A 17,714-nucleotide genomic window follows, 5' to 3' on the forward strand; every position below is an offset into this window, starting at 1 on the left:
ATCCTTAGAGGAAGTACAGGCGGTTGAGGGAGACGGAGTCGGCGGGCTCGGAGCGCAGCGGGTCGCCGTCGAGGGTGACCAGACCGGTGCGCCGGTCGACGTCGACGGCTCCGATACGGGCGTTCAGCCGCAGGTCGGCGGGGCCGATGCCCCGGGTGCCGCGCACGGCGACCCGGCGCCGCCGGGTGGGCATCGTGTCGCCCCCCTGGTCGACGGCCGCCTGGGCGACGAACGCGACGGAGATGTCGGCGGCCGTTGCGCCGTACGAGCCGAACTGCGGGCCCAGCACCAGGGGTTCGCAGGTGTCGGTGGCCGCGTTGGGGTCGCCGACCACGCCGTAGGCCGGGAAGCCGGACTTGAGGACGAGCTGCGGCTTGGCGCCGAAGTACTCGGGCCGCCACAGCACGATGTCGGCGAGCTTGCCGACCTCGATCGAGCCGACCTCGTGCGAAAGGCCGTGGGCGATGGCCGGGTTGATGGTCAGCTTGGCCAGGTAGCGCAGGACGCGGGCGTTGTCGTCGCCCTCGCCGTCGCCCTCCAGCGGGCCCAGCTCGGCCTTCATCTTGCCGGCCATGGCGAACGTACGGCGGACCGTCTCGCCGGCGCGGCCCATGCCCTGGGCGTCGGAGGAGGTGATGCCGATCGCGCCCAGGTCGTGCAGCACGTCCTCGGCGCCCATCGTGCCGGCCCGGATGCGGTCGCGGGCCATGGCGGCGTCGCCGGGCAGGTCGGGCTTGAGGTCGTGGACGGAGACGATCATGCCGTAGTGCTCGGCGACCGCGTCCCGGCCGAAGGGCAGGGTCGGGTTGGTGGAGGAGCCGATGACGTTCGGGACGCCGGCCATCTTGAGCACGTTGGGCACATGTCCGCCGCCGCAGCCCTCGATGTGGAAGGCGTGGATGGTGCGGCCCTCCAGCACCTTCAGGGTGTCCTCGACCGACAGGCACTCGTTCAGGCCGTCGCTGTGCAGGGCGACCTGGACGTCGTGCTCCTCGGCGACCCGCAGCGCGGTGTCCAGTGCGCGGGTGTGGGCGCCCATGTCCTCGTGCACCTTGAAGCCGGAGGCGCCCCCTTCGGCCAGCGCCTCGATCAGGGGCGCGTCCTGGGAGGACGAACCCCGGCCCAGGAAGCCGATGTTGACCGGCCAGGCGTCGAAGGCGTTGAAGGCGTGGCGCAGCGCCCAGGGCGAGTTGACGCCGACGCCCCACACCGGGCCGAACTCCTGCCCGATGATCGTGGTGACGCCGGAGGCGAGGGAGGCCTCCATGATGCGCGGCGACAGCAGATGGACGTGCGTGTCGACGGCCCCCGCGGTGGCGATGAGCCCCTCGCCGGACACGATGGAGGTGCCGGTGCCGACGACCACGTCGACGCCGTCGAGGGTGTCGGGGTTGCCGGCGCGTCCGATGGCGCAGATCCGGCCTTCCCGGATGCCGATGGAGACCTTCCGGATGCCCTGCGCCGCGTCGATCACGACGACGTTGCTGATCACGACGTCACAGGTCGCGCGGACGGCGGCGGCCTTGAGGTGCAGTCCGTCACGGGCGGTCTTGCCGAAGCCGGCCAGGAACTCGTCGCCGTAGCGCTGGGAGTCGGACTCGACGCGGACGGTCAGGCCCGAGTCGCCGAGGCGGATGCGGTCTCCGGCGCGGGGCCCGTGGGTGGCTGCGTAGGCGTGCGGGTCGATGTGGATCGCCCGGCTCACCTCTCGTCCCTTCGAGCGGCTCATCGCTTCTCGCCTCCGTCCGTCGTCACTCCGAGGTATCCGCATGCGGCGGCCCTGCGCAGGGCCTCGTCCTTCGCGCCGGGCGCGTCCAGCGGCCCGTCGACCAGCCCGGCGAAGCCGATCGCGATCCGGTCGCCGCCGATGGGGACGAGACCGACCTCCTCGCTCTCGCCCGGCCCGAACCGCACGGACGAGCCGGCGGGTACGGCGAGCCGCATGCCGTAGGCGGCGGCGCGGTCGAAGTCCAGGCGCGGGTTGGCCTCGAAGAAGTGGAAGTGGGAGGTGACGGAGACCGGCACGGTCGCGGTGTTGGTGACCGTGAGCCGGACGGCCGGCGCGGGGTCGGCGTGCTGGGGTCCGGGCAGCAGCGCGCCCGGCGCCCGCTCGCCGAGACCGCCGCCGATGGGGTCGGAGACCACCGCGAGCCGGGAGCCGTCGTCGAAGACGGCCTCGACCATCACCTCGGTGACGACGTCGGCGACGCCCGGCAGCACGTCCTCGGGCCCGAGCACGGACCGGGCCGCCTCGATGGCCTCGGCGAGCCGCCTGCCGTCCCGGGCCGCCTCGCAGACGGTGTCCGCGATCAGCGCGGTCGCCTCCGGCACGTTCAGCCTGAGGCCGCGCGCCCGGCGGGCCCGGGCGAGCTCGGCGGCTCCGAAGAGCAGCAGCCGGTCACGTTCCGTGGGAGTGAGTCTCACGTCGCGGCACCTCCTTGCCATCACCAGATTAGAGCACCACTCTAAACACAGACTTCTTGAAACAGAAGCATTGACTGACGGCGAGGCTTCACGGACATTGAACGTCGCTCTAACCCTCTGGCGGTAGTCGAAGGAGACCGGCCATGCCCATAGAACAGCGCGGAGTCGACACCATCCCTGACGAGGAGCGGACCAGCGGTCCGCGCGACCTCGTCTCGATCCTGCTCGGCTCCAACCTCTGCCTCGGGGTGATCATCTTCGGGTGGCTGCCGCCGTCCTTCGGGCTCGGCTGGTGGGCGTCGGTGAGCGCGATCGTGGCGGGAACGGTGGTCGGTACGGCCGTCACCGCCCCGCTCGCCCTCATCTCCCTGCGCACCGCCACCAACCTGTCCACCTCCTCCGGCGCGCAGTTCGGCGTCCGGGGCCGGCTGGTCGGCTCGGTGGTCGGTCTGCTGCTCGCCCTCGGCTACACCGCGCTGACCGTGTGGATCGGCGGCGATGTGATGCTGAGCGTGCTCGGCCGGCTGTTCGGGGTGCCGGCGGACGGGGTGTCGTACGCCCTCGTCTACGCGGTGCTCGCGGCGGCGACCGTCGCGGGCGCGGTGTACGGCTACCGGGTGCTGCTCGCCATGTCCCGCGTCCTCGCCGTCGGCATGACCGCCCTGCTGGTCCTCGGGATCGTCGCCTACGCCCCGCACTTCACCACCGCGGCGCTGCCCGACGCGGGCGGCTGTCTGCTCGGCTCGTTCTGGCCGACCTGGTTCCTGGCGGCGGTGGCCGCGGGCCTGTCCGGTCCCATCGCCTTCATCACCCTGCTCGGCGACTACACCCGCTACATCTCGCCGCGGCGGCACTCCAGCCGCCGGGTGCTGCACGCCACCTGGCTCGGGCTGGTCCTCGGCCTGCTGGTGCCGCAGCTGTTCGGCACCTTCACGGCGTACGCGGCCCACGCGGCCACCGACTACGCGGGACCGCTGGTGGTGGCCTCCCCCACCTGGTATCTGATCCCGCTGCTGCTGTCGGCGTCCGCCGGCTCGGTCGGCAACGCCGGTCTGATGCTGTACTCCATGGGCCTGGACCTGGACGCGATCCTGCCGAAGGCCTCCCGCGCCCGCGCCACCTACACGGTCGCCGTGGTCGCCACCGTCTGTGTCTTCACCGGCCACTACGCCTGGAACGCGCAGTCCGCGATGACGTCCTTCGTGCTGCTGCTCACCGCCCTCGGCACCCCGTGGGCCGTCATCACCCTCATCGGCTTCGCCCGCTGTCGCGGTGTGTACGACGCCGACGCCCTGCAGGTCTTCAACCGCCGTTCGCGCGGCGGGATCTACTGGTTCCGGGCGGGCTGGAACGTACGCGCGACCGTCTCCTGGGTCCTGGGCGCCGGGACCGGTCTGCTGGCGGTGTCCCTGCCGACGTACCAGGGCCCGCTGCTGCGCCTGACCGGCGGGGTGGACTGCAGCTTCCTGCTGTCGGGCGCGGTGGGAGGAGCGGTGTACTTGCTGCTGACGCCGGCTGAGCAGCGCCCCGAAGGGGCGCGGGGCCGCATCGATGTGCGGCTCCGCCGCGGGGGGCGATCGACCACGACCGACCCGCAGACGCCCGACGCCCCTTCGCAGCCATACGAATCGCGCGCTTAACCGATCCGGTGCATCCACCCGTGCTTGTCCTCCGTCATACCCCGCTGGATGCCCAGCAGGGCCTCACGAAGGCGGACGGTGACGGGACCAGGCGTGCCGTCGCCGTGGCTCCAGGAGTCCGTCTTGGTCTTGACGTGACCGATGGGCGTGACCACGGCGGCGGTGCCGCAGGCGAAGACCTCGGTGAGCGCGCCGGAGGCCGCGTCCTCGCGCCACTGCTGGAGGGTGACCACGCCCTCCTCGGCGGTGTAGCCGAGGTCGCGGGCGACCTGGAGCAGGGAGTCGCGGGTGATGCCCTCCAGGATCGAACCGGTCAGCTCAGGGGTGACGATCCGGTCGCCGTAGACGAAGGCGACGTTCATGCTGCCGCTCTCCTCGACCTTGGTGCGGGTGACCGCGTCGAGGTAGACGACCTGGTCGCAGCCGTGCGCGGCGGCCTCGGCCTGCGGGAGCAGCGAGGCGGCGTAGTTGCCGCCGGTCTTGGCGTCACCGGTGCCGCCGGGGACGGCACGGACGTGGTCCTCGGAGACCCAGATGGTGACCGGCTTGACGCCACCGGCGAAGTAGGCGCCGGAGGGCGAGGCGATGAGCATGAACAGGTACTCGTTCGCCGGGTGCACGCCGAGCGCGGCCTCCGTGGCGAACATGAACGGGCGCAGGTACAGGGACTGCTCGCCGCCGTGCGGCGGGACCCAGTCGGCGTCCTGGCTGAGCAGCGCGTCCAGCGCGGCGATGAACAGGTCCTCGGGCAGCTCGGCCATGGCCATGCGGCGGGCGGAGTTGCGGAAGCGGCGGGCGTTCGCCTCGGGGCGGAACAACGCGATCGAGCCGTCGGGCTGGCGGTAGGCCTTCAGTCCCTCGAAGATCTCCTGGCCGTAGTGCAGGACGTGGGTGGAGGGGTCGAGGGAGATCGGGCCGTACGGGACGAGCTGGGCGTCGTGCCAGCCGCGCCCCTCGGTCCACTTGATCGTCACCATGTGGTCGGTGAAGTGGCGGCCGAACCCGGGGTCGGCCAGGATCGCCTCGCGCTCGGCGGCGGCGAGGGGGCTGGCGGAGGGCTTGAGCTCGATCGTGGGCGTCGTCATGTGTTGTCCTTCACCGGTTGTAGTGACGGGCCGCTTATACGCCCCGTACACGGCCGGTGGCCAGTTCTAGGACGTCCGAGCATTCCCTCATACCGCGGCTCCGCGTTCGATTATCGCGCGGGGGCTGCGGCCGACGGAACGGGGGTGAAAGCGACCCAAGGGTTGATGGTGGCACCCGGCGAGGCACACGAAAAGCCGCCGGGTGCGGATGCGACCCGGCGGCTTCGAGGAGTGGCGCGGGTCAGCCGGCTACTCGTACGGCCAGCGCGTCGCCGATCTGCGAGGTGCTGCGGGCAGCCAGCCCGGCGCGCTCGGTGAGGTCGGCGGCGACGGCGGCGTCGATGCGGTCCGCCTCGGAGTCGTAGCCGAGGTGGCGCAGCAGCAGGGCGACGGACAGCACCGTGGCGGTGGGGTCGGCCTTGCCCTGGCCGGCGATGTCCGGGGCCGAGCCGTGCACGGGCTCGAACATCGAGGGGAACTCGCCGGACGGGTTGATGTTCCCGCTGGCGGCCACGCCGATGCCGCCGGAGACGGCCGCGGCGAGGTCGGTGATGATGTCGCCGAAGAGGTTGTCGGTGACGATGACGTCGAACCGGCCCGGGTCGGTGACCAGGAAGATCGTGGCCGCGTCGACGTGGAGGTAGTCGGTGGTGACCTCGGGGAACTCCTGGGCCACCTTGTTGAAGATGTCCGTCCACAGATGCCCGGCGAAGGTCAGCACGTTGTTCTTGTGGACCAGCGTGAGCTTCTTGCGCGGACGGGCCTGGGCGCGGGCGAAGGCGTCGCGGACCACCCGCTCGACACCGAAGGCCGTGTTGACGGACACCTCGGTGGCGACCTCGTGCTCGGTGCCCTTGCGGATGGTGCCGCCGTTGCCGGTGTACGGGCCCTCGGTGCCCTCGCGGACGACGACGAAGTCGATCTCCGGCTGGCCGGCGAGCGGGGTGGCGACGCCGGGCAGGAGCTTCGACGGCCGCAGGTTGACGTGGTGGTCGAAGGCGAAGCGGAGCTTGAGTAGGAAGCCGCGCTCCAGGACGCCGGACGGCACCGACGGGTCGCCGATGGCGCCGAGCAGGATGGCGTCGTGCTGCTTCAGCGCGTCGAGGTCGGCGTCGGTGAGGGTCTCACCGGTGGCGTGGTAGCGCTGGGCGCCGAAGTCGTACTCCTTGGTCTCCAGCTTCACATCCTGCGGCAGGACGGCGGAGAGGACCTTGAGACCTTCGGACACGACCTCCTGGCCGATGCCGTCACCCGGGATCACTGCGAGATTGATGCTGCGAGACATGCGGGCACCCTACTCCTCGTCCCAGGTACTGACATGACCCTTCCACCATGCGGACACCCGGACGGGTGTGTTCCGCGGTGGAACCGGCGGGCGGGACTCAGTGGCCCGTCTCGCCGCCGTTGTCGCGGCGGTCGAGGGCGCGCTGGAGGGCGGCGGCGGCGTTCTTGCGGTCGGACTCGCTCGCGTGGGACACGTGGCGGACTCGGCGGCGGACGGTCGTCTCGGCCATGGGAAATCGTCTCCTTCGACAAACGTGGAGGACGCACAGGGACAGGGAGACGCCGGAGAGGCGGGGAGCGACGGCCACAGGGGTTGCCTGTACGGGGCCCGGCTCACGACCGCCATTCGCTGGATCGAGCGAGACGTTCGGCTCCTACAAAATTAAGGGAGCGGCCCGTTCCTGTCTGCACAATTACTCGGACTTCCTACTATCTGAGACGGTGGACCGGCTCACACCGCTCTGAGCTGGGCCTTCCCGCGTTCGGGTGACGCCGCGCCGAGGGCCCGAAGGGTGCGGATCAGGGCCCGTACGGCGGTGGTGCCGGCCAGTTCCCGCGTCGTGACGTAGCCGACGCAGCGGTGGGGCCGGTCCGGCCCCAGGTCGGTGATCTCCACGGCGGGCGGCGCCCCGGTGAGGGAGAGCGCGGGCATGATCGCCATGCCGAGCCCGCTGCCCACCATGGACAGCACCGCGCCGTCGTCCTCGGCGTTGACGGTCGCCGCCGGGATCCAGTCCTGGGCGGCCCACCAGGCACGGGTGCAGGAGCCGCAGTTCTCCGCCCAGTCGACGAGCGGCAGCGCGCGAGGATCCGGATGCCCGGCCGGATGGACCAGGGAGTACGGCTCCCGAAGCAGCACCCCGCCGACCAGTCCGGCCGGCGGCGGCCCGCTCAGGGTGGCGATCCCGAGATCGGCCCGTCCGGCGGCGACCTCGCCCGCCGTGCCGGCGCCCAGTTCACGGACGACGGTGACGGTCACCTCGATGCCGGGGTGCTGCGCGGTGAGCCGTTCCAGGGCGGGCGGCAGCAGATGCAGGGCCGCGCTGCGGAAGGCGGCGATCCGCAGCGGCCCGCAGACCTCGCCGGTGCCCGCGTCGCGGACGTCCGCGGCCAGCACCTGGAGCATGCGCAGCACCCGCCGCGCATGGGCCGCGGCCCGCTCCCCCGCCGGCGTCGGCCGCGCGCCGAACCGCCCGCGCTCGAACAGCACCGCGCCCAGCTTCCGCTCGATCCCCCGCACGGCGTGGGAGACGGCGGACTGAGTGGCCCCGAGCCGGGCGGCCGCGGCGGAGAACCCGCCCTCGTCGGCCACGGCGACCAGGATCCTCAGCTCCTGCGGGGCAAGGTCGACTGATGTCACTCGGGGCTCCCACCTGCACATATGAGGCCGACTCATGGATCGGTGCGTTCCATGAGCCCAACCCTCTGCCCACCCCCGGCATTCCTCCCTACCGTCCCCTCCATGACCGAGATCGCGCTCACCGTGCAGCAGACCGCCCGCCCCACCGGCTTCCCGACCGCGGACCACTTCCGCTTCGCCGAGTCCCCGGTGCCCGAACCGGCGCCCGGTACGGCGCTTGTGGAGAACCTCTACTGGTCGGTGGACCCGTACCACCGCGAGATGATGGACGGCGACTTCCCGCTGCACGCCCCGCTGGAGGGCCGCGCACTGGGCCGGGTGGTGGCCTCCCGCACCCCGGCCCTGCCGGAGGGCGAGATCCTCTTCCACCGCCAGGGCTGGCGCACCCACGCCGTGGTGAGCCCCGAGGAGGTCCGCCGGCTCCCGCACCACCCGGGCGTGCCGCTGACGGCGTACCTGAGCGTGCTGGGCGGCACCGGCCTGACGGCGTACATCGCCCTGACCCGGATCGCCCGGCTGCGCGAGGGGGAGGACGTGTTCGTCTCCGGGGCGGCGGGCGGGGTCGGCACGGCGGCCGGCCGCTTCGCCCGGCTGCTCGGCGCCGGCCGCGTGATCGGCAGCGCGGGCAGCCCGGAGAAGGTGGCGTACCTGACGGAACAGGTCGGTTACGACACCGCCTTCGACTACCGCACGGCACCGGTCCGCGAGCTGCTCGCCGAAGCCGCCCCCACGGGCATCGACGTCTTCGTGGACAACGTGGGCGGCGACCACCTCGGCGCGGCGATCGGCGCGCTGCGCAGGCGGGGCCGGGTGGTGCGGGTCGGCACGATCAGCCAGTACAACACCCCCGATGCCCCGCCCGTCCTCTTCGACCACGCGGACGTGGTGGAGAAGAGCCTGCGCATCGAGGGCTTTCTGGTGAGCGACCACCGGGACGCGCAGGAGGAGTTGTACGACTTCGCCGTACCGCATCTGCGCAGCGGGGCGCTGGCGCCGGACGAGACGGTCGTGGACGGGTTCGAACGGATCGTGGAGGCGTTCCTGCTGATGCTGCGCGGCGGCAACACGGGCAAGATCCTTGTCCGCGCCGCATGACGATCCGTCAGGTCACGTCGCCGTCGCGCCAGTCGAAGACCAGCTCGGCACCGGGCTCGACCGGCCCGGCGAGCCCGGGCCACAGATGGACGGCCCCTTCCTCCTCCGGCAGCCGTACGATCCCGCCATCCGGCGAGAGGGCGTGCACCTGCCCGCCCCACCGCTGCCAGCCCCGCGCCGCGTACAGCAGGGCTCCCTCGTCGCTCGCGGCGAGCGCACCGAGGTCGTAGGCCCGGCCGATCACCCGCTCCAGCTCCCCCATCACCCGCCCGCCGAGCCCGGTGCGCCGCACGTCCGGCCGTACGGCGACGGCCTCGACGTACCCGGTACGCAGCCAGCGTCCCCGATGCCGGATGCGCCGCATCACGACGGATCCGTGCGCGGCGAGCCCGGTGTCGTCGTGGACGAGCGCATGCAGGCCGCCGCACCCGTGATCCCAGTCCTCGTCGGAGAAGTCCCCGTCGAACGCCTCGTCCAACAGGGCACGGGCGGCGGCGAGTTCGGCGGCGCCGAGATCGGCGGTGTGGACGAGACGCTGTCGGACGGCCATGACCCGCATTATCGCTCGGCCGGTGTGAGCGCCGGGATGGAAACGGGCCGGGAAGTCTGCTCGGTGGCAGGCTTCCCGGCCCGTGGTCAGGGGGCTGAGGGTCAGCCCATGTGCGGGTAGGCGTAGTCGGTCGGCGGGACCAGGGTCTCCTTGATGGCGCGGGTCAGGGTCCAGCGCAGGAGGTTCTGCGGGGCGCCGGCCTTGTCGTTGGTGCCGGAGGCGCGGCCGCCGCCGAAGGGCTGCTGGCCGACGACGGCGCCGGTCGACTTGTCGTTGATGTAGAAGTTGCCCGCGGCGAAGCGGAGCTTCTCCATCGTGTAGGCAGCGGCGGCGCGGTCGTTGGAGATCACCGAGCCGGTCAGGGCGTAGTCCGACACCGACTCCATCTGCTCCAGCATCTCGTCGTACTTGTCGTCCTCGTAGACGTAGACGCCGAGGACCGGGCCGAAGTACTCCGTGCGGAAGACCTCGTTCTCCGGGTCGGTGGAGACGATCACCGTCGGGCGGACGAAGTAGCCGACCGAGTCGTCGTAGCTGCCGCCCGCGATGATCTCGCAGGTCGGGTCGGACTTCGCACGGTCGATCGCGGCCTTGTTCTTGGCGAAGGCACGGTCGTCGATCACGGCGCCGATGAAGTTCGACAGGTCGGTGACGTCACCCATGGTCAGGTAGTCGACCTCGGCCGCGAACTCCTCCCGGAAGCCGGAGTTCCAGATCGACGCCGGGATGTACGCCCGGGAGGTGGCGCTGCACTTCTGGCCCTGGTACTCGAAGGCACCGCGGGTCAGGGCGGTCTTCAGGACCGCGCGGTCGGCGCTCGGGTGGGCGACCAGGAAGTCCTTGCCGCCGGTCTCGCCGACCAGACGCGGGTAGGAGCGGTACTTCTCGATGTTGGCGCCGACCGTCTTCCACAGGTACTGGAAGGTCTTGGTCGAGCCGGTGAAGTGGATGCCGGCCAGGTCGCGGTGCTCAAGAGCGACCTTGGAGACCTCGATGCCGTCACCGGTGACGAGGTTGATGACGCCCTTGGGCAGGCCCGCCTCCTCCAGCAGCTGCATGAGCAGGACGGCGGCGTGGGTCTGGGTCGGGGACGGCTTCCAGACGACGACGTTGCCCATCAGCGCGGGGGCCGTCGGCAGGTTGCCCGCGATGGCGCTGAAGTTGAACGGCGTGATCGCGTAGACGAAGCCCTCCAGCGGGCGGTGGTCGAGGCGGTTCCACACGCCCGGGGAGTTCGCCGGGGGCTGCTCGGCGATGATCTGGCGGGCGTAGTGGACGTTGAACCGCCAGAAGTCGACCAGCTCGCAGGGCGTGTCGATCTCGGCCTGCTGGGCGGTCTTCGACTGGCCCAGCATGGTGGAGGCGGCGATCGTCTCGCGCCACGGGCCGGCCAGCAGCTCGGCGGCGCGCAGGATGATCGCGGCACGGTCGTCGAAGGACATCGCGCGCCAGGCCGGCGCGGCGGCGAGGGCCGCGTCGATGGCGTCCTTCGCGTCCTGCTGGGTGGCGTGCCGCAGGGTGCCGATGACGGCCTTGTGGTTGTGCGGCTGCACCACCTGGAACGGCTCACCGCCGCCCATCCGCTTCTCCCCGCCGATGGTCATCGGCAGGTCGATCGGGTTCTCGGCCAGCTCCTTGAGCTTGGCCTCCAGCCGGGCGCGCTCGGGCGAGCCGGGGGCGTAGCCGTGCACCGGCTCGTTGACGGGGGTGGGGACCTGGGTCACAGCGTCCATGAGATCCGGACTCCTTGTACGTGAGCGGGTGTCGGGGCGTAGGGGGGCTCAGCCCTTGCTGACCATCGAGCGGAGGAAGAACCGCAGGTTGGCGGGCTTCTCCGCGAGACGGCGCATGAAGTAGCCGTACCAGTCGGTGCCGTAGGCGGTGTAGACGCGCATGCGGTGGCCCTCGGCGGCCAGCCGCAGGTGCTCCTCACTGCGGATGCCGTACAGCATCTGGAACTCGTACTCGTCGAGCTTGCGGCCGGCCTTGTGGGCCAGCTCCTGGGCGATGGCGATCAGACGCGGGTCGTGCGACCCGATCATCGGGTAGCCCTCGCCCTCCATCAGCGTCTTCAGGATACGGACGTAGGCCTTGTCGATCTCGTGCTTCTGCTGGTAAGCGACCTCGGCAGGCTCCTTGTAGGCGCCCTTGACCAGGCGGACGCGGCTGCCGGCGGCGGCGAGACGGCGGGCGTCGGCCTCGGTGCGGAACAGGTAGGCCTGGATGACGCAGCCGGTCTGCGGGAAGTCCTTCCGCAGCTCCTCGTGGATGGCGAACATCGAGTCGAGGGTGGTGTGGTCCTCGGCGTCGAGGGTCACGGTCGTCCCGATGGCGGCGGCGGCCTCGACGACCGGGCGGACGTTCGCGAGGGCCAGCTCGTGGCCACCCTCCAGCGCCTGGCCGAACATGGACAGCTTGACCGACATCTCGACCTTCTCGCCGAGCTCCAGCTCCTTGAGGTGGTCGATCAGCGCCAGGTAGGCATCGCGGGCGTGGGTGGCCTGCTCGGGGGTGGTGATGTCCTCGCCGACGACGTCCATCGTCAGCTCCAGGCCCTTGGCCGTCAGGTCCTTGATGATCGGCACGATGTCGTCGACGGTCTCGCCGGGGATGAAGCGGTCGACGACCTGCTTGGTCACCGGGGCCGCCGAGATCAGGCGTCGCATCCGGTCGCTGCGCGACGCGGCGAGAATCACGGGACCCAGCACGGGGCACCTCCACAAACAAGCACCAATACGGCCATCACCCGACGATTCGGGTACGGCGCGGAGAACCACCGTGAAACCTAAGGATCTCTCCGATCGTCGGCCATCGACAGCTGTCACGCATCCGTGCACTGGATCTCAGACAGATGTATGAAGGCAGCCGGAAAATGAGGGAGAATGCCCGAGTGGCGGCGGATTTCAAGGCTTTCAAGGGTGACTACCAGGAGCTGGTGGACGAGATCTCGGAGCTGCTGGGCGTCCCGGCGACCCTGGAGAACCGCGACTTCGAGCTGATCGCCTTCGGCGCGTACGACAGTGAGGGCGAGCTGGATCCCTCCGCGCTGGACCCCGTGCGCACCCGTTCGATCCTGACCCGGCGCTCCACGGCGACGGTCCGGACATGGTTCGAGGGCTTCGGCATCACCCGCGCGACCGGCCCCGTACGGATCCCGGCGAGCCCGGAGGCCGGGGTGTACCGCGGCCGGATCTGCCTCCCCGTACGCCATCGGGGTGTCGTCCTCGGCTACGTGTGGCTGCTGGAGATCGAACCGGGACCGACGGACGCGCAGCTGGCCGCGGCGATGCAGGTGGCGGGCCGGATCGGCGCGCTGCTCGCGGACGAGGCGGAGGCCGGGGCCGGGCTGAGCCGGGAGCTGCGGTCGGTGCTCACCGCGGAAAGCGGCTGGCAGCGGGACATGGCGGTGGCCGAGCTGCGCACCGCACTCGGCGCCCGCGCGGACGGCCCCGTCACCCTGGCGTGCATCGCCCCCTGGCCGTCGGCCGACCCGGACGACGCCCCGGCCGCCCGTACGATCCCGCACACCACGGCACTGTGCACGCTGCCGTGGGGGGCGTCGGAGCAGAGCCTGGCGCTGCTGGTGCGACTGCGGACCACGGGGACGGCCACGCCCGCGCTGGCGGCTGCCACGCGGGTGCTGAAGGAGGCCGGGGAGGCTCACGGGGCGTCGGGCGGCGCGGCGCGCGGGGCCGGGTGTGCCGCCGGGGTCGGTGAGCCCCGCGTGGGTCTCACCGACCTGGGGACGGTGTGGCAGGAGGCCGCCGCCGCGGCGCGCGCCGCGCTGGCCGAGCCGCGGTTCGGACCCGTCGCCCAGTGGGCGCACATCGGGCCGTACCGGCTGCTGACCGCACTGCCGCCCGAGGCCGCGCACGACGTCGTGGTCGGCCCGCTGCTCTCGGCCGCCCACCGCGAGCTGGCCCGCACCGCGGAGGTCTATCTCGACTGCGCGGGCCAGGCCGGCCGCACGGCCGCCGAACTGGGCATCCACCGGCAGACTCTCTACTACCGCCTGTCCCGGGTCGAGCAGCTGACCGGCCTGGACCTGGACGACGGCGAGGACCGGCTGCTGCTGCACATGGCGCTGAAGCGGGCGCGGCTGTAGCCGGCCGGGGCGTCCCGGGCGTCAGGGGCGGCCGTTGAGAGCGGCGAGGGCCTCGAAGAGGGTGGCCGGGGCCGGCGGGCCGTCGGTCCACCGGGCGGCGATGTGACCGTCCGGCCGGACGAGCAGAGCGCCGCCCGGACCGAGCCCGAGGCCCTCCGCGGACCCCTGCGGCAGGGCCTCGACACGCAGCGGCCAGGGCGCGGCGGCGCGCGGAGCCCAGGCCGCCGTGTCGGGGGTGAACAGGGTGAACCACTCACCGAGGGCGTCGAGCGTGGAACGGCCGGGGGTGAGCGGTAGATGGGGCATGCGGTGACCTGGCTGCGGGGTGGGCACGTAATCCGTGGCGGGGAGGGCCTCCATGCCGGGAACGGCTTCCGCGTCGGAGCGGGCCTCCGTGGCGGGGTGGGGATTCGTGGCGGAGCGGGGATTCGTGGCGGGGTGGGGATTCGTGGCGGGGTGGGCGTCCGTGGCCAAATCGGCATCCGCCCGCGAAGAGGCGTGCACGCGTGGATCGACAGGTGGCTCGGGACGGGTGTGGTCGTCGGCGAGGACGGCTGTGGAGCGGTAGGTGACGCCGAGCACCAGGCCGAGTTGTGCGAAGTGCCGGTCGGACCAGGGCAGTTCGACCCGGTGCGCCGCCTTGCCCCCCGCCTGCAGCTGCTCCCGCCGCCGGCTTTGCGCGGTACGCAGCAGCTGGGCGTTGGCCACCGCTTGGCGGAGCGTCAGTCGGGCGACGGGCTGCCGTTCCGTCTCGTAGGTGTCCAGCAGGCTCGGTCCGGCCCACCCCTGCAGCACGCCGGCGAGTTTCCAGCACAGGTTGTGCACATCGGCAAGGCCGGCGTTCATGCCCAGGCCGCCGATGACGGGGACCGCGTGCACGGCGTCGCCGGCCAGCAGGACCCGGCCGTGCCGCAGGCGTTCGGCGACGAAGGCGTTCATCACCCAGTGCTGGACCCGCAGCACCGTGTGCCGTACGTCGGCACCGGGGCCGAGGGCCCGCGCGACGAGCTCGTGCCAGTCGGTGTGCGCGCCGTCCTCGGGGGTGGGACCGAACCAGGCCCAGCCGCCCTCGGGATACAGCGGCATGAACGACCCGTGCGCGGTGAAGTAGACCCCGGCGGGCTGCCCGGCACACCAGCGGTCGAGGTCGGCGTCGAACACGACGGTGGTGACCTTTCCCAGCGCGCCGGGTCCGGCGGTGCCGATGCCCAGCAGCTGCCGCACGGTGGAGTTCGCTCCGTCGGCGGCGAGGACGTAGGGGGCCCGGACCCGCGTCTCCTGCCCGGAGCGGCGGTCGGCGAGGCGGGCGACGACCGTGCTGTCCTCTTCGGCCAGGCCGACCAGTTCGACCCCGAACCGCACCGGCGTGTCCGCCGCGCCGAGCAGCACGGGTTCCAGCCGGTCCTGGGAGGTGACCACGCCGGTCACGGGGCTCTCGGGCACCGGCGCGTGCACCCCGGCCATCGCCGCCGCGGCGAAGTCGCGGTCGCGCAGGGTGTCCCGGAAGCGGACGCGGCCGTACTCCGGCGGGAAAGCCCTGGCCGTGATCTGCCCGGCGAGGCCGAGACTGCGGAAGATCTCCATCGACCGCACATTGACCAGCCTGGACCGGGGAAACGGCGACAGCTCGCCATGCCGCTCGACCAGCAGCGTGCGGACGCCCCAGCGTGCCAGCAGCGCCCGGGCGGTGAGGCCCACGGGCCCCCCGCCGACGATCAGTACGGTCTCCTCGGCCTCGGCCACGCTCATGTCGGCCCGGGTTCCGGGAGCGGGATCCGGCACATGAGGCCAATCTCGCCCACCCGTGGGGCCACCGCAATCCGTGCATCGGCGCGCATCCGCAGCTGCGCCTTCGCACGCCGACCGGCCGCTGACGCCGGGCGGCCCTGCGGAGCGGCAGGTGGATCAGCCCTTGTCGATGCCGGCGATCACCCGCCGCAGCCCCTCCGTCAGCTGTTCGGCGGTGGTCGCCGAGTCAGGGTCGAAGAGCCACTGGACCATGAGGCCGTTGAGCAGCGTCTGGTAGAGGCGGCCCTCGGTGTCCACCGCCTTCTGGTCGAGGTCGGCCTCCGGGATACCGCTGAACAGGGACACGAGCCCCGAGCGACCCTCCTCCTGCGCCTCGGCCAGCAGCTTGCGCACTTCCGGGATCCGGTCGCCCTGGGCGATGAGTTCGTAGCTCAGCATCCAGATGGCCCGCGACTGGGGGACGCCCCGGATGACGTTCGCCCACACCTCCTGGAAGCGTTCCAGCGAACCCGGCGGCTGCGTCACCTTTCCGCCCATGGCGGGATCGAAGCTTTCACCCACCTCCTCGATCAGCGACACATAGGCCTGCACCAGCAGCGCGTCCTTCGACCCGTAGTGGTAGCCGATCGACGCCAGGTTGGTGCCCGACTCCTTGACGATGTCCCGCGCGGTCGTGCGCAGGAACCCCTTCTCCAGCAGGCAGCGCTTGGCGCCTTCGAGCAGATCCTCACGGTGTCCCATGCGCACCACCCTACCGCCGATCCATACAGCCGTCCTAGACGGATGACTTATACATCTGTTCTAGACAATCGTTTAAGACGCTCGTACAGTCACTGCCATGACGAACTCGACGAGCACCACCACCCCCGTCGGTGGCCCCACCATCGCCCCCGCCCGCGCCGGCCGACGCGAGTGGACCGCTCTCCTCGTGCTGATGCTGCCGCTGCTGCTGGTCTCCATGGATGTCTCGGTCCTGTACTTCGCGACCCCCGCCATCAGCGCCGACCTGCACCCGAGCGGCACCCAGCAGCTGTGGATCTTCGACGTCTACGGCTTCGTCCTGGCCGGCCTGCTGATGACGATGGGCTCCCTCGGCGACCGCATCGGCCGCCGCAAGCTCCTTCTCACGGGCGCCGCCGCCTTCGGCGCCGCCTCGCTCCTCGCGGCCTACGCGAACAGCGCCGAGACCCTGATCGCGGCCCGCGCGGTCCTCGGCATCGGCGGCGCGACACTGATGCCGTCCACGATGGCGCTGGTGCGCACGATGTTCACCGACCCCGGCCAGCGGGCCAAGGCGATCGGCATGTGGTCCGGCGTGATGACCGGCGGTATCGCCCTCGGCTCGGTGATGAGCGGCATCCTCGTCGAGCACTTCTGGTGGGGCTCGGTCTTCCTGGTCAACCTGCCCGCGATGGTGCTGCTCCTGCTCCTCGGACCGGTGCTCCTGCCGGAGTCCAAGGACCCGAACCCCGGGCGTTTCGACTGGCTGAGCGTCCCGCTGTCGATGGCCGCCGTGCTCCCCGTGATCTACGGCCTGAAGGAGATCCCGTCCGAGGGCTGGCACCCGCTGTACGTGGTCTCCATCGCCGTCGGCCTGCTCTTCGCGGCCCTGTTCGTCCACCGGCAGCGCACGGCCGCCTCGCCGCTGATCCCGCCGGCCCTGCTGAAGGGCCGCGGCTTCGCCCCAGCGCTGGTCCTGAACCTCGTCGCCGCCCTCGCCATGATGGGCTCGGCCATTTTCACCACGCAGTACCTGCAGGCGGTCCTCGGCAAGAGCCCGCTGGCGGCGGCCCTGTGGAGCCTGCTGCCCTCGGTGTTCATCGGACTCGCCGGCCCGGTCACCGCTCAGCTCGTCCAGCGGGGCGTCAACCGGGCGTACGTCGTCGCCGGCGGCTTCGCGGCCATGGCGGCCGGATACTCGATGATGGCCTTGATCGGCACCGACTCGCTGTGGCTGGTGCTGGCCGGGGCCGGCGTCCTCGCCTGCGGGATGGTCGCGATCACGTCCCAGCTGGTCGACCTGGCCATGAGCAGCGCGCCCGTGGAGCGGGCGGGCTCGGTCTCCTCCCTGCTGGAGACCGGTACCGAGTTCGGCGGCGCGCTCGGCATGGCGGTCCTCGGCTCCATCGGTACGGCGGTCTACCGCCACGAGATGCCGTCCACCGCTCCGGCGGGTGCCCGCGAGACCCTCGGGGACGCCCTCGCCACGGCCGCCCACCTGCCCGGCCGGGCCGGTGAGTCCCTCCTCACCACGGCCCGCGAGGCGTTCACCAGCGGGATGCAGGGTGCGGCGATCGCCGGTGCGCTGGTGGTGGCGCTGGCGGCGGTCGGGGCGGCGGTGAGCCTGCGGAGGATCGGGGCCGGGGAGGAGAAGTAGGGCATGGAAAAACGCCGGGCGGGCTGACGGAAGTCAGCCCGCCCG

Annotated in this window: 15 protein-coding genes; 4 read left to right on the plus strand and 11 right to left on the minus strand. The window is 71.7% G+C overall.

All coding sequences use genetic code 11. From position 1 onward, the window contains the following. Positions 1-4: 4 nt before the first annotated feature. Together ACZ41I_RS25495 and ureA are read right to left on the minus strand one after the other, a co-directional pair. Positions 5-1,729: an urease subunit alpha gene (locus tag ACZ41I_RS25495; protein WP_399770671.1), complete on the minus strand. Its 1,725-nt coding sequence runs from the start codon at positions 1,727-1,729 to the stop codon at positions 5-7. Next, a complete protein-coding gene (gene ureA / locus ACZ41I_RS25500) occupies positions 1,726-2,424 on the minus strand; it encodes an urease subunit gamma (protein WP_399770668.1) in 699 nt (232 codons plus the stop codon). The genes ACZ41I_RS25495 and ureA overlap by 4 nt, the downstream gene beginning before the upstream one ends. Before the next feature lie 143 nt (positions 2,425-2,567). Between ureA and ACZ41I_RS25505 the strand changes: the two genes are divergently transcribed. Beyond that, entirely contained in the window at positions 2,568-4,064 is a 1,497-nt protein-coding gene (locus ACZ41I_RS25505; RefSeq protein WP_468515116.1) for a cytosine permease, read from the plus strand. On the opposite strand, the gene ACZ41I_RS25510 is transcribed toward ACZ41I_RS25505, so the two are convergent. The 4 genes from ACZ41I_RS25510 to ACZ41I_RS25525 all read right to left on the minus strand — a co-directional run bounded on the left by ACZ41I_RS25510 (position 4,061) and on the right by ACZ41I_RS25525 (position 7,793). After that, positions 4,061-5,149 carry a branched-chain amino acid aminotransferase gene (locus ACZ41I_RS25510; protein WP_399770664.1) on the minus strand — a complete coding sequence of 363 codons (1,089 nt, stop codon included), beginning with the start codon at positions 5,147-5,149 and terminating at the stop codon, positions 4,061-4,063. The genes ACZ41I_RS25505 and ACZ41I_RS25510 overlap by 4 nt on opposite strands. A 241-nt stretch (positions 5,150-5,390) precedes the next feature. Further along, entirely contained in the window at positions 5,391-6,434 is a 1,044-nt protein-coding gene (locus tag ACZ41I_RS25515; RefSeq protein WP_399770662.1) for a 3-isopropylmalate dehydrogenase, read from the minus strand. Between the two features lie 97 nt (positions 6,435-6,531). Further along, positions 6,532-6,663: a hypothetical protein gene (locus ACZ41I_RS25520; RefSeq protein WP_385839785.1), complete on the minus strand. Its 132-nt coding sequence runs from the start codon at positions 6,661-6,663 to the stop codon at positions 6,532-6,534. A 221-nt stretch (positions 6,664-6,884) separates the two neighbouring features. After that, positions 6,885-7,793, minus strand: a complete 909-nt coding sequence (locus ACZ41I_RS25525) for a LysR family transcriptional regulator (protein WP_468515117.1) — start codon at positions 7,791-7,793, stop codon at positions 6,885-6,887. 102 nt (positions 7,794-7,895) lie between these two features. Here ACZ41I_RS25525 and ACZ41I_RS25530 point away from each other — a divergent pair, with 102 nt between their 5' ends. Further along, positions 7,896-8,888: a zinc-binding dehydrogenase gene (locus ACZ41I_RS25530; RefSeq protein WP_468515118.1), complete on the plus strand. Its 993-nt coding sequence runs from the start codon at positions 7,896-7,898 to the stop codon at positions 8,886-8,888. A 7-nt stretch (positions 8,889-8,895) separates the two neighbouring features. On the opposite strand, the gene ACZ41I_RS25535 is transcribed toward ACZ41I_RS25530, so the two are convergent. The 3 genes from ACZ41I_RS25535 to ACZ41I_RS25545 all read right to left on the minus strand — a co-directional run bounded on the left by ACZ41I_RS25535 (position 8,896) and on the right by ACZ41I_RS25545 (position 12,146). Continuing rightward, positions 8,896-9,438, minus strand: a complete 543-nt coding sequence (locus ACZ41I_RS25535; protein ID WP_363218405.1) for a GNAT family N-acetyltransferase — start codon at positions 9,436-9,438, stop codon at positions 8,896-8,898. Between the two features lie 101 nt (positions 9,439-9,539). Next, positions 9,540-11,171 (minus strand): L-glutamate gamma-semialdehyde dehydrogenase, encoded by a 1,632-nt coding sequence (pruA, locus tag ACZ41I_RS25540; protein WP_468515119.1) that lies wholly within the window; start codon positions 11,169-11,171, stop codon positions 9,540-9,542. Between the two features lie 48 nt (positions 11,172-11,219). Beyond that, the gene (locus tag ACZ41I_RS25545; RefSeq protein WP_363218403.1) at positions 11,220-12,146 is read right to left on the minus strand and encodes a proline dehydrogenase family protein; all 927 of its coding nucleotides are present in this window, start codon (positions 12,144-12,146) and stop codon (positions 11,220-11,222) included. A 164-nt stretch (positions 12,147-12,310) separates the two neighbouring features. Here ACZ41I_RS25545 and ACZ41I_RS25550 point away from each other — a divergent pair, with 164 nt between their 5' ends. Next, a complete protein-coding gene (locus tag ACZ41I_RS25550; RefSeq protein ID WP_468515120.1) occupies positions 12,311-13,543 on the plus strand; it encodes a PucR family transcriptional regulator in 1,233 nt (410 codons plus the stop codon). 21 nt (positions 13,544-13,564) lie between these two features. Here the strand turns inward: ACZ41I_RS25550 and ACZ41I_RS25555 are convergent, their stop codons facing one another. Both ACZ41I_RS25555 and ACZ41I_RS25560 read right to left on the minus strand, forming a co-directional pair. Then, complete coding sequence (locus ACZ41I_RS25555; RefSeq protein ID WP_468515121.1) at positions 13,565-15,292, minus strand: FAD-dependent monooxygenase; 1,728 nt, start codon at positions 15,290-15,292, stop codon at positions 13,565-13,567. 156 nt (positions 15,293-15,448) lie between these two features. After that, on the minus strand, positions 15,449-16,033 hold the full coding sequence (locus ACZ41I_RS25560) for a TetR/AcrR family transcriptional regulator (protein ID WP_399770642.1): 585 nt from the start codon (positions 16,031-16,033) through the stop codon (positions 15,449-15,451). A 97-nt stretch (positions 16,034-16,130) separates the two neighbouring features. On the opposite strand from ACZ41I_RS25560, the gene ACZ41I_RS25565 reads away from it, so the two are divergent. Beyond that, entirely contained in the window at positions 16,131-17,669 is a 1,539-nt protein-coding gene (locus ACZ41I_RS25565) for an MFS transporter (protein ID WP_468515122.1), read from the plus strand. Positions 17,670-17,714 lie beyond the last annotated feature (45 nt).

This window comes from Streptomyces sp. NPDC030799 (assembly GCF_055572255.1).